Origin of the sequence: Streptomyces sp. NPDC127097 (genome assembly GCF_042724075.1) — a bacterium.
Lineage (GTDB): Bacteria > Actinomycetota > Actinomycetes > Streptomycetales > Streptomycetaceae > Streptomyces.
On sequence record NZ_JBHXFI010000058.1, the window covers coordinates 1 to 14,023 of the forward strand.

Consider the following 14,023-nt stretch of genomic DNA (forward strand, 5'->3'; position numbering starts at 1 on the left):
GGGGGGGGGACGGTCACCCCGCCCCCCCCACCGGCCTTTTGCTCAGACGGACTCTCAGACGGACTCAGGGACTGCTATTCGGTCCTTGGGAGCGTCGTTTTGCTGCGTGCTCTCGGGCGGGGTGGTCGGGGCGCCGCGGAGGGGGACTTCCTTGAGGAACCAGGCGGCGGCGAAGCCGGCGATGCTGATCAGCGCGGCCCACAGGAAGACGTGGTGGGTGCCGGTGGCGACCGCGTGGGAGTAGGCGTCCTTGATCATCGGCGGGAGCTGGGCCAGGCCCTTCGGGTCCATCTGGGCGCCGCCGCTGGTCATCTTCTCGCCGGCCTTGCCGATCCGTTCGACCATCGTGGCCTGCACCTGGTGGGTGAAGATCGCGCCGAGGATGGCGACGCCGAAGGAGCCGCCGATCGTACGGAAGAGAGTGGCCGAGGACGAGCCGACGCCCATGTCCTTCATCTCGACGCTGTTCTGCGCGATCAGCATCGTGGTCTGCATGAGGAAGCCCATACCGGCGCCGAGCACCGCCATGTAGACGCCCGAGGTGAAGCGGGTGGTGTCGGTGTCCATCAGGGACAGCAGGATCAGGCCGGCGGTGATCAGCCCGCCGCCGACCACGACGAAGATCTTGTACTTGCCGGTCTTGGTGGTGACCCGGCCGGCGAACAGCGAGACCGCCATCATGGCCAGCAGCATCGGCAGCAGGAGCAGACCGGAGTTGGTGGCCGAGGCGCCCTGCACGGTCTGCTGGAACAGCGGCAGGAACGTCATCGAGCCGAACATCACGAAGCCGACCAGGAAGCCGATGAGCGTGACGAGCGAGAAGTTGCCGTTGCGGAAGATGTGCAGCGGCAGCACCGGCTCGCTGACCTTGCGCTCGACGACCACGAAGAGGGCGAGCGCGATCACGCCGAGGACGCCGAGGCCGATGATCTGGCTCGACAGCCAGGCGTATTCGGTGCCGCCCCAGGTGGTGATCAGGACCAGCGAGGTGATGCCGACGGTGAGCAGCGCGGCGCCTATGTAGTCGATGCGGGTCTGCGAGCGCTTCTTGGGCAGGTGCAGCACCGCGGTGACCATGATCAGGGCGATCGCGCCGAGCGGCAGGTTGATGTAGAAGCTCCAGCGCCAGCCCAGGTGGTCGGTGATGGTGCCGCCGACGAGCGGTCCGCCGATCATGGCGACGGCCATGACGCCGGCCATCATGCCCTGGTACTTGCCGCGCTCCCGCGGCGGAATCAGATCTCCGATGATCGCCATGACGCCGACCATCAGACCGCCGGCGCCCAGGCCCTGGACGGCGCGGAAGCCGATCAGCTGCCCCATGTCCTGCGCCATGCCGGAGAGCGCGGAGCCGATCAGGAAGATCACGATGGAGGTGAGGAAGACGCCCTTGCGTCCGTACATGTCGCCGAGCTTGCCCCAGATCGGGGTCGAGGCCGCGGTCGCGAGCGTGTACGCGGTGACCACCCAGGACAGATGTTCCAGTCCGCCCAGTTCACCGACGATGGTCGGCATCGCGGTGCCGACGATCATGTTGTCCAGCATCGCGAGCAGCATCGCGATCATCAGCGCGAAGAGCACCATCCGCACGCTGGCCGGCTGTTTTCCCTGTCCCTTGCCCGGCGCCGTGTCCGGTCTGGCCTGTACGGCCGAGGTCTGTCCGTCCCCCGTCGGGGTCGCTTGGCGCGACTTCCCCATCACTCACTCCCACTTACTTGCCGCCCGGCTAGTTCAGTACGGTGAGGAAGGTAGGCGACTAACTAGCCGGGCGTCAAGTAAGTTTCTCTGACGCCCCACGGGGCAGCCCTCTGACCAGTACCGACGACGCGGGAGAGCACCATGAGCACACAGGCGCGCAGGGGAAACACCCGCCAGCGCATCCAGGACGTCGCTCTGGAGCTGTTCTCCGAACAGGGCTATGACAAGACGTCGCTACGGGAGATCGCGGAGAAGCTCGAGGTCACCAAGGCCGCGCTGTACTACCACTTCAAGACCAAGGAAGACATCGTCATCGGCCTGTTCCAGGACCTGGGCCGGCCCATCGACGAGCTGATCGCCTGGGCCGAGGGGCAGCCGCGGACCCTGGAGACGAAGCAGGAGCTGATCCGCCGCTACAGCGAGTCGCTGCGCTCGGCCGAGCCCCTCTTCCGCTTCATGCAGGAGAACCAGGCCGCGGTGCGCGATCTGAGCATCGGCGAGAGCTTCAAATCGCGCATGCTGACCCTCTTCGGGCTGCTCAGGGAGCCCGAGTCGGAGCTGGCGGATCAGGTGCGCTGCATCACCGCGCTGTTCTCCATGCACGCGGGCATGTTCGCGATGCAGAACCTGGAGGGCGACCCCGAGGAGAAGCGCAAGGCCATCCTCGAGGTCGCCACAGAACTGGTCACGGCGGCAAACCCGCCGAACCGCCGGCCAGCCCGGCCGGATTCAGCTCAGACGGCATCGCCGTGAGCCCGCAGGAATCCGGTCGGCTCGATGCCCGTCCCGTAGTCAGGACCGGTGCGGACCTCGAAGTGCAGGTGGGGGCCGGTGGAGTTACCGGTGCTCCCGGACAGGCCGATCTTGTCGCCGGTGCCGACCTGCTGGCCGACGTTCACGCCGATCTGTGACAGGTGCGCGTACTGGGTGTACATGCCGTTGTCATGCTTGATCACGATGGCGTTGCCGTACGCCGGGCCGTCGCCGCCGCCGTAGGGGCCGGCCTTGACGACGGTGCCCTTGTGGACGGACTTGACCGGGGTACCGGTCGGCACGACGAAGTCCTGACCACTGTGGTTGTGCGACCAGTGGCTGCCGGCCAGACCGAAGGTCGAGCCCAGGGTGTACTTGTCGACCGGCTTGACCCAGGAGTCGGCCTTCTTGGCCGCGTCCTTCTTGGCCTTGGCCGCGGCGGCCTTGGCGTCGGCGGCGGACTTGACCTGTGCGTCGGCCTGCGCGGAGACGGCCGAGCCGACACCCGAGGTGAGGTTCTGAAGGCCCGCGTCGGCGGCGGTGGCAATACCGGCGCCCAGGGCGGCGGTAACGCCGACACCGGCGGCGACAACGGCGACGCGATTGCGCAGCGCGGACTTCTTCGAATTGCGGAGAGCGGTGAACTTCGACATGCGGGTTTTCCTCCGTGAATTGGTTGGCTTCCCAGCTGCGGACCGGGATTGCCATTCCTTGGTAACCCGCATTCGCCGCCCCGCCAAGGGGCCTTTCTACTAACCCGGCCCGTACGAAAGGCCGGGTGACGGAGGCCCTTGCGCGCCCGTCGAAGCTCTGCACGAAACCCCCTAATTCGGACATCTTGCCATGCTGTCCGGACCTGCCACACGCCCCTTGAGCAGGCCGTTTCCCCATGCGCCGCACGGGCGCCACCTCCCCCGCGCCGACCGCCCGCCCCCAGCCCCTCGCCCGGCCCGGAAAACCCCCGCGCCCCGGCAGCCCCATTCCCCTAATGCTTTTAGTAGGCCCAAAAACGCCTGTGTGCCATGTCACCGATAACCAAGATCCAACCCCTTTTTTCACCCCTTCCGGACGCCCGGCGCGAGGCTCCGGGGCCTCGTAGCGCAGGCAAACCGAGCATTTGTGACGTGGCTTACCCGGCCTTTGTGACCCGCATTACCCGGTATTTGTGACCCGGGTTACCCGACCTTTGTGACCCGGGTTACCCGAGGCCGCCAAATGTCCGAATTGGGCGGTAATGGCGGCCCAGAATCCGTGACCGCGGCCACAGCGGGCCGCCCGCGCGCGCACCTGGCCGATCACCACCCGCCGCCCCGGCCCCCGCTCTAGCCTGGCCCGACGACAGCACCGGCCACGGGGGAGGGCGGACCGCACGATGGACCCGTCAGCAGTGGGTGTCCGACTCGCCTCCGGCGTGGTCGCACCGCTCGTCAGGAAGCTCTTCGTCAAGGAAGGGCCGGGCGCCGGCCTGGTGACGAAGCCGGTCCGGATCTCCGGGCTGGTCAGCTTCCAGGGCGAACGGCGGACCCTGTCCGACGAGGACCTGCGCAAAATCGCGGCGGAGCTGGTGGACCGGGCCGTACGGAACGCCGGGCCCGGCGAGCGCCCCCTGGCCGCGGACGAGGACGGGGCGGTGGCCGAGGCCCTGGCCACCACGCTGCGCGGACTGGGCGACCTCGACATGGACGACGTACAGGCCGTCCGCCTGGGGCCCACCGCCCTCGCCGAACGTCTGGAGGCGGCGAGCCCGCACGCCGTCCGCGGGCTCTCCCGGGACGCCGAGCTGCTGCACGCCACCCTGCTCGGCACCGCCTGCCTGCACATCGTGCACTTCTTCACCCAGCGGTCGGCCTTCGTGGCCCGCACCCTGGTCCAGCAGAGCAGGAGCCTGGACGGCCTGATCGCGCTCATCGACGAGTTCCTGGAGCGGCATCCGTCCCCGCGCGCCGCGGACGCCGCCTTCGAGCGCGACTACCTCGCGTACATCGCCCGTAAGCACGGCCGGCTGACCATCTACGGCATCGATCTGGCCCACTCCCCCGACCGGTGGCCGCTGGATGCCGCGTATATGAGCCTGGAGGCGACGGCCCCGGACGCCCGCGAGGTGACCGCCGTCGGCCCCTTCGACGGGGTGGGCGGCCCCGGAGGCGCGCCGCCGGTCCCGGTCCCCGTGCCCGCCGACCAGGCCCTGGCCGGCCGCGACCGGGTGCTGCTGCGCGGCGTCGCCGGCTCCGGCAAGAGCACCCTCGTCCAGTGGCTGGCCGTCTCCTGCGCCAAGGCCCCCGGCGACACGGCCCTCCCCCACCTCTACGGCCGGATCCCGTTCGTCCTCCCGCTGCGCACCCTCACCCGCGACGGGGCGCCACTGCCCACCCCCGACCGCTTCCTGGCGTCCGTCGGCTGCCCGGTGTCCGGCTCGCAGCCCGAGGGCTGGGCGGACCGCGTGCTGGCCTCCGGGCGGGCGCTGCTGCTGATCGACGGCCTGGACGAGATCCCCGAGCGCGAGCGCGAGCTGACCCGCCACTGGCTGCGCGATCTCCTCGACGCCTTCCCGGACAACCTGTGGCTGGTCACCTCCCGCCCCTCCGCCGTACGCGACGACTGGCTCGCCGCGGACGGCTTCGGCGAGCTGACGCTGTCCGCCATGAGCCGCACCGAGGTCGCCGCCTTCATCGGCCGCTGGCACGCCGCGGCCCGCTGCGACGCCGACGACCCCGCACTCCTCGACGCCCTTGAGCAGTCCCTCCTGGCCGCCGTCCACACCAAACAGGACCTCGCCCGGCTCGCCACCAACCCCCTCATGTGCGGCCTGATCTGCGCCCTGCACCGGGACCGCCGCGGCTATCTGCCCACCGGCCGCAAGGAGCTGTACGACGCGGCGCTCGGCATGCTGCTCTCCCGCCGCGACCGGGAACGCGATATGGCCGCCCCCACGGGCATCGAGCTGAGCGACGGGCCGCAGATCCAACTGCTCCAGCGGCTGGCCTACTGGCTGATCCGCAACGGGCGCAACGAACTCGACCGGGAGCGCGCCGAACGCATCCTCGGCGAAGCCCTGCCGTCCGTGCCCGCCGCGGCGGAGCAAGGTGATGCAATGGCGATTTTCCGCCATCTGCTGCTGCGCAGCGGTCTGCTGCGCGAACCGGCCCCCGGCTCGGTCGACTTCGTCCACCGGACGTTCCAGGACTACCTGGGCGCCAAGGCGGCCGTGGAGGACGGTGACTTCGGACTGCTGGTGGCGCATGCGGAGGACTCCCAGTGGGAGGACGTGATCCGGATGGCGGTGGCGCATGCCAGGCCGCGGGAGCGGGCGGAGATCCTGCGGGGGCTGATGACGCGCGCGGACGGTATCGATGGCCCCCTCGCCCGGTTGCGGGTCGACCTGCTGGCCATGGCCTGTTTGGAACATGCGACGGAGATCGATCCGCAAGTACGGGACAAGGTGAACGAGCGCGCGCGGGCGTTTCTGCCGCCGCGCAGCCGTGAGGAGTCGCGATCGCTCTTCGGGGTGGGGCCGCTGGTACTGGAGCTGCTGCCCGGTCCGGAGGGGCCGGCGAACGACGAGGCGCTGGCGGAGGACGAGGCGCAGGAGGTGGTGGCGACCGCGGCGCTCATCGGGTCGGACGCGGCGCTGGAAGTCATGAAGCGCTTCCGGAATCACCCGGCGACGGGCACTCAGCATCAACTCGCCCTGTCATGGCAGCAATTCGATACCGAAACCTATGCCCGGGAGGTCATCCGGCACCTCGATGCCAAGGTGACCGTCACCGCGACATCCACCGCCGAACTGCACGCACTCCGGACACTCGGCCGGGCACGTGTCTCGGTGAGCGGCTCCTTCACGGCTGCCGAACTCCTCGGCGCGCTGCCGCTCGACCTGATCGAAAGTCTGTCGATCACGGAGAACCCGGAGATCGCCGACCTCACCTTCCTCCGCGAATTCCCCGCACTGGAGTGGCTGTCACTCTGGGACTGCCCGGCGGTCGAAAGCGTCGCCCCGATCACGGACCTTCGCCTCCACACCTTGAGCGTCTCCGGGCCGCCCCAGAAAGACATCCCGATTCCGCACGGGCTTCGCCGGCTGCGCCACCCCCGCACCCTGCTGCTCCACTGCACGCTCCCCCCGGAGGGCTTGGCGGCGCTCCCCGTGGATGCCCCGTTGAATCACATGACCCTCAGCCGATCCGTCGGCGCCGAATTCACCGGCATCACCCGCTGGCCCCATTTGCGCGGCATCCAACTTCCGCGTCTCAGCGATGACTTCGGCGAGGATCAATGGGGTGCGCTGGCCTCGCTGAGCGAGCTGGAGGATTTCTCGTTCGGCCTGGCGAGGGAAGGGGGACCCCTGCACCTGCCGGCCGGACTTCGGATTCCGCAGGTGAAAACGCTCAGCCTGCTCAACGCGGCACACCTTCCCCTGTCCGAAATGAGCCGCCTGCTGCGCGCCGCCCTCCCAGCTTTCCCCGGTGTCCGCAAACTCCAGCTCTACGGCGTCATCGCTGGCTTCATCGATCTCTCCCCCGCAGCAGTACTGCCGGAACTCCAGGAGATCCATCTCTCCTACCTCCGCCCGGAACCCGGCCACGCCCTCCCCCCGCACATCAAACTCACCCACTACCCCCGCCCCCGCGCATAGGCTGGCCGGCAGCGCGCCCCTCAACCCCCATATTCAGCACCGCAGTTACGGGGAACCCATGGATCCCACGAACATCGTTGCCCGCCTCACTCCCCAGGTCGTCGATCCGCTGATCCGCAAGCTCTTCGCCCCGGACGGGGCGGTCGCCGAGCCGGTCGACCGGCCCGTGCGGATCTCCCGGCTGCTGTCCTTCACCGGCGAGAAGCCGACGCTGAGCGAGGAGGAGCTGCACGGCATCGCCGCGGCCCTCGTCGAGCGGGCGTCGGCCGGCCGGACGGACGCCGAGAACGAAGCCGTCGCCACCGCCCTGGCCCGCACTCTGCGCGCGCTCGCCGAGATCGAGATGGACGACCTCGATGCCGCCCGCCTCCTCCCGGCCGAGTTCGCCCGGCGCCTCTGCGGGACGGTGCCCGGCGTCACCCGGCAGCTGACGCATGACGGCGCCCGGCTGCACGGCCTGCTGCTGGACGTCGCCGCCCTGCACCTGCTGCACCGCTTCACCCAGCGGTCGCCCTTTGTCGCCCGGACGCTCGTGGAGCAGACCCGCACCCTCACCGAGCTGATCCACAGGCAGCGCGCCGCCTTCTCCACCGCCGCGCAGCCGTCCCGTACCGCAGGAGCCTCCCCCACCACCGACACCGTCCCTGACGCCGCCCCGTTAGCCACCGACCCCGCCCCCACCTCCCAAGACGCCGCCTTCGAAGCCCGCTACGCCCAGGACACCGCCGCCCTCCACAACCATCTGACGATCTTCGGGATCGATCTGACGCACTCCCCGGACAGCTGGCCGCTGGACGCCGCCTATCTGGGGCTCCAGTGCGAGCCCGGTCCTCCGGAGGCCGAGGGCTCGCCGGACGCCGCCGGGCAGGACGACCCGCCGCTTCCCGCGGAGCAGGCGCTGTCCGGGCGCGGGCAGGTCCTGGTCCGCGGGGTGGCCGGGTCGGGCAAGACGACCCTGCTTCAGTGGCTGGCCGTCGCCACCGCCCGGGACGAGCTGCCCGAGGCGCTGGCGGGGCTGCGCGGCCGGGTGCCGTTCCTGCTGCCGGTACGCCGCTTCGCCCGGGAGGGCCTGCCCTCCCCCGGCACGTTCCTGAGCGCCGTCGGCCACCGGGACGCCGGGGCGGCGCCGGCTGGCTGGACGGAGCGGGTGCTCGACGCGGGGCGCGCGCTGCTGCTGATCGACGGGATCGACGAGGCCCCGGAGAGCGAGCGCGAGCAGGTGCGCCGCAAGCTCGCCGAGTGGACCGCGCGCTATCCGGAGAACGTCTGGATCGTCACGTCCCGGCCGTCCGCGGTCCCCGGCAACTGGCTCGCCGGTGAGGGGTTCAGCGAGCTGTCGCTGGCGCCGATGGGCCGCGAGGACGTCGCCGCGTTCATTCAGCGCTGGCACCGGGCCGCGGCGCAGCGGTGTCCGGCCGATCTCGACCGGCTCGGCCAGTACGAGCGCACGCTGCTCAATGCCGTACGGATCACCCGCGATCTGGGGCGGCTGGCGACCAATCCGCTGATGTGCGGGCTGCTGTGTGCCCTGCACCGTGACCGCCGGGGCTATCTTCCGCATGGCCGGAAAGAGCTGTATGACGCGGCGCTGTCGATGCTGCTGGAGCGCCGGGACCGGGAGCGGGCCATGGTCGCCACCGACGGGGTGGAGCTGACCCGGCAGCCCAAGATCCAGCTGCTTCAGAAGCTCGCCCACTGGATGCTGGTCAACGGCCGTTCGGAAATGGACCGGACGACCGCGGTCGACACCCTCGCCCGGTATCTGCCGTCGATACCGGTCGCGGCCCGGCAGGGCGGCCCCGAGGACGTCTTCCGGCATCTGCTCAACCGCACCGGGCTGCTGCGCGAGCCCACCCCCGGCACCGTCGACTTCGTGCACCGGACCTTCCAGGACTATCTGGCGGCCCGCGCGGCCGTGCAGCGGCACGATTTCGGGCTGCTGCTGGACCATGCCCACCACGACGACTGGGAGGACGTGGTGCGGATGGCGGTGGCGCTGGCCCGCCCCGATGAGTGCGCGGCGCTCCTGGACGGTCTGCTCGCCCCGCACCCCGGCGTACGCGCCTCCGAGGCCCGGCACCGCAAGCTGCTCGCGGCGGCCTGCCTGGAGCACGCCACGGAGCTGGATCCGGCGGTGCGGGCGCGGGTGCAGCGCTTCACCCGTGACATGGTGCGGCCGAGCACCCCGGCCGCGGCCCGTGCGCTGGGCTGGATCGGGCCGATCGTGCTGGAGATGCTGCCCGATCCCACCCAGGTCTCCGATCATGAGGCGTATCTGCTCGCGATCACCGCCACCTCGATCGCCGACGACAGGGCGATCGACTATCTGACGGGGCTGCGTGACCGGGCGCATCACGACGTACGGGCGCAGCTCGCCGGGGCCTGGCGGCGCCATGACACCGCGCGCTACGCCCGCGAGATCATCGCCCACCTCGAACCGGCCGAGCTGTATTTCCCGGTCGCCGACCTGGAGGAGCTGCAGACGCTGCGCCGGCTGGGCGGCCGCCCGCATCTGCGGATCGCCGGGCCGTTCACACCGGACCAGCTGGTGGCGGGCATCGCCCCGGCCGAGGGGCTGACGCGGCTGTGGCTCGCCTATGACCTGGGCGTTTCCATGGAGTGGCTGGCTGCTTTTCCGCGGCTGGACACGCTTCGGATCGGCCGTCGTATTCCGCCGGTGACCGGTGTTCCCGAGGGCATTCGCGTCGTGCAGATGTAGCGTGCGGCCGGCGTACGCGCTGCTGGGCCGTATGGCGGCTGTGCACGAATGACCGAAAATGGCCCCTGGCGAATATGTGCTGTATTTCCGGCGCCTAAAGAACGGGGCGGGAAAGAGCGGACTCCCCTACGGAACAGCACTGCCCCGGAACCGTAAGAAACGATTCCGGGGCAGTGCCTCAGGCGGTTATCCGCGGGTGGTGCGGTGCCGCTCAGGCGTCCTTGCTGAGGTTCGGACCCGAACCGCCGGTCGCGGACTCGATCGGCGGGGCGTCGGGCAGCGCCGACTTCTCCTCGCCGCGGAAGGTGAACTTGGCGGTCTCACCCTCTCCCTCGACATCGACGACCACGATGTGGCCCGGACGCAGCTCGCTGAAGAGGATCTTCTCCGAGAGGGCGTCCTCGATCTCGCGCTGGATCGTGCGGCGCAGCGGACGGGCGCCGAGCACCGGGTCGTACCCGCGCTTGGCCAGCAGCGACTTGGCCTCGCCGCTGAGCTCGATGCCCATGTCGCGGTCCTTGAGCCGCTCGTCCACCTTGGCGATCATGAGGTCGACGATCTGGATGATGTCGTCCTCGGTCAGCTGGTGGAAGACGACGGTGTCGTCGACACGGTTGAGGAACTCGGGGCGGAAGTGCTGCTTGAGCTCTTCGTTGACCTTGTTCTTCATCCGCTCGTAGCTGGACTTGGTGTCGCCCTGGGCCGCGAAGCCGAGGTTGAAGCCCTTGGAGATGTCCCGGGTGCCGAGGTTGGTCGTCATGATGATGACCGTGTTCTTGAAGTCCACGACCCGGCCCTGGGAGTCGGTCAGACGACCGTCCTCCAGGATCTGGAGCAGCGAGTTGAAGATGTCCGGGTGGGCCTTCTCGACCTCGTCGAAGAGCACGACGGAGAACGGCTTGCGGCGCACCTTCTCGGTGAGCTGGCCGCCCTCTTCGTAGCCGACGTAGCCGGGAGGCGAACCGAACAGCCGCGAGACCGTGTGCTTCTCGCTGAACTCCGACATGTCGAGGGAGATCAGCGCGTCCTCGTCGCCGAAGAGGAACTCCGCCAGCGTCTTGGACAGCTCGGTCTTACCGACACCGGACGGGCCGGCGAAGATGAACGAGCCACCGGGACGCTTGGGGTCCTTCAGGCCGGCACGGGTACGGCGGATGGCCTGGGAGAGCGCCTTGATGGCGTCCTTCTGGCCGATGACGCGCTTGTGCAGCTCGTCTTCCATCCGCAGCAGCCGGGAGGACTCCTCCTCGGTGAGCTTGAAGACCGGGATGCCGGTGGCCGTCGCCAGGACCTCGGCGATCAGTTCCTCGTCCACCTCGGCGACGACGTCCATGTCGCCGGCCTTCCACTCCTTCTCCCGCTTCGCCTTGGCGGCCAGGAGCTGCTTCTCCTTGTCGCGCAGGCCCGCGGCCATCTCGAAGTCCTGCGAGTCGATCGCGGACTCCTTCTCCCGGCGCACATCGGCGATCTTCTCGTCGAATTCGCGCAGGTCCGGCGGCGCGGTCATCCGGCGGATACGCATCCGGGAGCCGGCCTCGTCGATCAGGTCGATCGCCTTGTCCGGCAGGAAGCGGTCGGAGATGTAGCGGTCGGCCAGGGTGGCGGCGGCGACCAGGGCGGAGTCCGTGATGGAGACGCGGTGGTGCGCCTCGTAGCGGTCCCGCAGGCCCTTGAGGATCTCGATGGTGTGCGGCAGCGACGGCTCCGCGACCTGGATGGGCTGGAAGCGGCGCTCCAGGGCCGCGTCCTTCTCCAGGTGCTTGCGGTACTCGTCGAGCGTCGTGGCACCGATGGTCTGGAGCTCGCCTCGCGCCAGCATGGGCTTGAGGATGCTGGCGGCGTCGATCGCGCCCTCGGCGGCGCCCGCACCCACGAGGGTGTGGAGCTCGTCGATGAACAGGATGATGTCGCCGCGGGTGCGGATCTCCTTGAGCACCTTCTTCAGGCGCTCCTCGAAGTCACCCCGGTAGCGGGAGCCGGCGACCAGGGCACCGAGGTCGAGGGTGTAGAGGTGCTTGTCCTTGAGGGTCTCGGGCACCTCGCCCTTGACGATGGCCTGCGCCAGGCCCTCGACGACCGCCGTCTTGCCGACGCCGGGCTCGCCGATGAGGACCGGGTTGTTCTTGGTACGGCGGGACAGGACCTGCATGACCCGCTCGATTTCCTTCTCGCGCCCGATGACCGGGTCGAGCTTGGTCTCGCGAGCGGCCTGCGTCAGGTTGCGGCCGAACTGGTCCAGGACGAGGGAGGTCGAGGGCGTGCCCTCGGCGGGGCCGCCGGCGGTGGCGGCTTCCTTGCCCTGGTAGCCGGAGAGCAGCTGGATGACCTGCTGCCGCACCCGGTTCAGATCGGCGCCCAGCTTCACCAGGACCTGGGCGGCGACGCCCTCGCCCTCGCGGATCAGGCCGAGCAGGATGTGCTCCGTACCGATGTAGTTGTGGCCGAGCTGGAGGGCCTCGCGGAGCGACAGCTCCAGGACCTTCTTGGCACGGGGGGTGAAGGGAATGTGCCCGGACGGAGCCTGCTGGCCCTGCCCGATGATCTCCTCCACCTGCTGGCGGACCGCCTCGAGCGAAATCCCGAGGCTCTCCAGGGCCTTAGCGGCGACACCCTCACCCTCATGGATCAGGCCCAGGAGGATGTGCTCGGTGCCGATGTAGTTGTGGTTGAGCATCCGGGCTTCTTCCTGAGCCAGGACGACAACCCGCCGCGCGCGGTCGGTGAACCTCTCGAACATCGTTAATCGCTCCTCAGAGCGGTCAGGCAGTTAGGGGTCGGTCCCCTCCCTGTCCTTCCGCATGCTAGTCCCGCGGGGCGGGACAGCTCATTCCAACTGCCGACACCCGTCCGGATCACCCCCGCTCCGGCGGGGAAATTTACTGCCGAACAGCTGACATCTGCTCCAACTCGATGGTGCGAGACGATGTTCCCGCAGGCCAGGCATATACGCCCTCTGCCACTACGCCCGTGGCGAACGCGCCCGTCACCGACACGCCGTCCGCCGTCGGTCTTCGGCCGGGGCGGAACGCCTCGGGCGCCGGTCACAGCGTCTCTTCCCACTGAGACTGTCTTACCCGCTGCCACTGACACTCCATGCGGCGCGGGCCGCTTCCATCCGCTACGGGCGAACACCCGCACGCCATCGAGTACCCCTCCGCGCCCCTCCCCCTGGCACAGTGCGTATCCGCGCCTCTACCCAGCGTAACTTCCTGGGTTTTCGGGAGTTGCACCGGGCATGGCCCGCGTGCTTCCGCGCCCCCGCAGCCCCCTCGCCGCCGTTCGCCGGTGGTACGAGGAGGAGCTGGGCTGGCCGACCACCGGAACGGAGCCGGTGGAGCTGCTGACGGGGCGGCGCTTCGATGCGCTGGAGATGCCGGCCGGGGCGGGAAGTGCCGTACTCCGGCGATTGCCGCACACCGGCCCGGTGGCGCTCGTTCGGGCCGGATGCGACGGGAATCACCCCGGGGATCGGCCGAAATTGCTCATGCTCATCGCGGCCGGCGGCGCCGAGGAACTCCCGGGAATCCTGGAATGGCTGGAGTGGGGTGCGCTTGTCCCCGATCTCACGGCGCGTGGGACCGGAGACCGGATGCCCGCGCCGGCGTTCCCCACTGGCGCAGCACCGTCATACGGATTCGGTTCCCGGGAGGCCGCGCGATGGGTGCGACCTCCCCGGCCCGGGTACGAAGCGGAGAATTCCCTGCCCACCACGGGGTTCGGGGCGGGAAACGGGGACGACAGGGGCGTCCCCGACCTCGTACGACTCGTGAGCGCGGCGGCGACGGAGTGCCACCGTGCCCGGTTGATGCGTGCTGGTAATGCCCAATCGGACCGCGCGTACGGCGATCAGCCGTTGGCCTTCTCGAATGCCTCGCGAATGTCGGCGGGGACACGGCCACGGTCATTGACGTTGTAGCCGTTCTCCTTGGCCCAGGCGCGGATCTTCGCGGTGTCCTGGCTGCCGCCGGAGGCCGCGCCACGCGACTTGCCACGACCCGAAGAAGCGCGGCCACCGGTACGGCGACCCGCCTTCACGAAGTCGGCGAGGGAGTCGCGCAGCTTCTGGGCGTTGCTGTCGGAGAGGTCGATCTCGTAGGACTTGCCGTCGAGAGCGAACGTCACCGTCTCGTCCGCCTCGCCACCGTTGAGGTCGTCGACAAGAAGAACCTGAACCTTCTGTGCCACCGGTTTCCCTTTCATCGAATGCGGATTACGACGGA

8 protein-coding genes are annotated in these 14,023 nt (G+C 69.4%); 4 read left to right on the plus strand and 4 right to left on the minus strand.

Annotated elements, in window-relative coordinates:
• Positions 1–54: 54 nt before the first annotated feature.
• Positions 55–1,698, minus strand: a complete 1,644-nt coding sequence (locus tag ACFWJW_RS31155; protein ID WP_387247528.1) for an MDR family MFS transporter — start codon at positions 1,696–1,698, stop codon at positions 55–57.
• A gap of 141 nt (positions 1,699–1,839) precedes the next feature.
• Between ACFWJW_RS31155 and ACFWJW_RS31160 the strand changes: the two genes are divergently transcribed.
• A complete protein-coding gene (locus ACFWJW_RS31160; protein WP_387247529.1) occupies positions 1,840–2,451 on the plus strand; it encodes a TetR family transcriptional regulator in 612 nt (203 codons plus the stop codon).
• On the opposite strand, the gene ACFWJW_RS31165 is transcribed toward ACFWJW_RS31160, so the two are convergent.
• Complete coding sequence (locus ACFWJW_RS31165) at positions 2,433–3,104, minus strand: M23 family metallopeptidase (RefSeq protein WP_387247530.1); 672 nt, start codon at positions 3,102–3,104, stop codon at positions 2,433–2,435. The genes ACFWJW_RS31160 and ACFWJW_RS31165 overlap by 19 nt on opposite strands.
• 719 nt (positions 3,105–3,823) lie before the next feature.
• On the opposite strand from ACFWJW_RS31165, the gene ACFWJW_RS31170 reads away from it, so the two are divergent.
• Complete coding sequence (locus tag ACFWJW_RS31170; RefSeq protein ID WP_387247531.1) at positions 3,824–7,084, plus strand: NACHT domain-containing protein; 3,261 nt, start codon at positions 3,824–3,826, stop codon at positions 7,082–7,084.
• A gap of 58 nt (positions 7,085–7,142) precedes the next feature.
• Positions 7,143–9,803, plus strand: a complete 2,661-nt coding sequence (locus ACFWJW_RS31175; protein WP_387247532.1) for an NACHT domain-containing protein — start codon at positions 7,143–7,145, stop codon at positions 9,801–9,803.
• A gap of 211 nt (positions 9,804–10,014) precedes the next feature.
• Here ACFWJW_RS31175 and ACFWJW_RS31180 read toward each other — a convergent pair whose 3' ends face one another.
• Positions 10,015–12,540, minus strand: coding sequence for an ATP-dependent Clp protease ATP-binding subunit (locus ACFWJW_RS31180; protein WP_006604016.1), 2,526 nt, complete (start codon positions 12,538–12,540; stop codon positions 10,015–10,017).
• 498 nt (positions 12,541–13,038) lie between these two features.
• On the opposite strand from ACFWJW_RS31180, the gene ACFWJW_RS31185 reads away from it, so the two are divergent.
• Entirely contained in the window at positions 13,039–13,719 is a 681-nt protein-coding gene (locus ACFWJW_RS31185) for an SCO3374 family protein (protein ID WP_387247533.1), read from the plus strand.
• On the opposite strand, the gene ACFWJW_RS31190 is transcribed toward ACFWJW_RS31185, so the two are convergent.
• A complete protein-coding gene (locus tag ACFWJW_RS31190) occupies positions 13,650–13,988 on the minus strand; it encodes an Lsr2 family protein (RefSeq protein WP_042150251.1) in 339 nt (112 codons plus the stop codon). The two genes, ACFWJW_RS31185 and ACFWJW_RS31190, sit on opposite strands and share 70 nt — an antisense overlap.
• Positions 13,989–14,023 lie beyond the last annotated feature (35 nt).

Bases quoted from the DNA above. Each gene is read 5' to 3' on its own strand.
- ACFWJW_RS31155 (WP_387247528.1), bottom strand. From the start codon at position 1,698: ATGGGGAAGTCGCGCCAAGCGACCCCGACGGGGGACGGACAGACCTCG.
- ACFWJW_RS31170 (WP_387247531.1), top strand. From the start codon at position 3,824: ATGGACCCGTCAGCAGTGGGTGTCCGACTCGCCTCCGGCGTGGTCGCA.
- ACFWJW_RS31180 (WP_006604016.1), bottom strand. From the start codon at position 12,540: ATGTTCGAGAGGTTCACCGACCGCGCGCGGCGGGTTGTCGTCCTGGCT.
- ACFWJW_RS31175 (WP_387247532.1), top strand. From the start codon at position 7,143: ATGGATCCCACGAACATCGTTGCCCGCCTCACTCCCCAGGTCGTCGAT.
- ACFWJW_RS31160 (WP_387247529.1), top strand. From the start codon at position 1,840: ATGAGCACACAGGCGCGCAGGGGAAACACCCGCCAGCGCATCCAGGAC.
- ACFWJW_RS31165 (WP_387247530.1), bottom strand. From the start codon at position 3,104: ATGTCGAAGTTCACCGCTCTCCGCAATTCGAAGAAGTCCGCGCTGCGC.
- ACFWJW_RS31185 (WP_387247533.1), top strand. From the start codon at position 13,039: ATGGCCCGCGTGCTTCCGCGCCCCCGCAGCCCCCTCGCCGCCGTTCGC.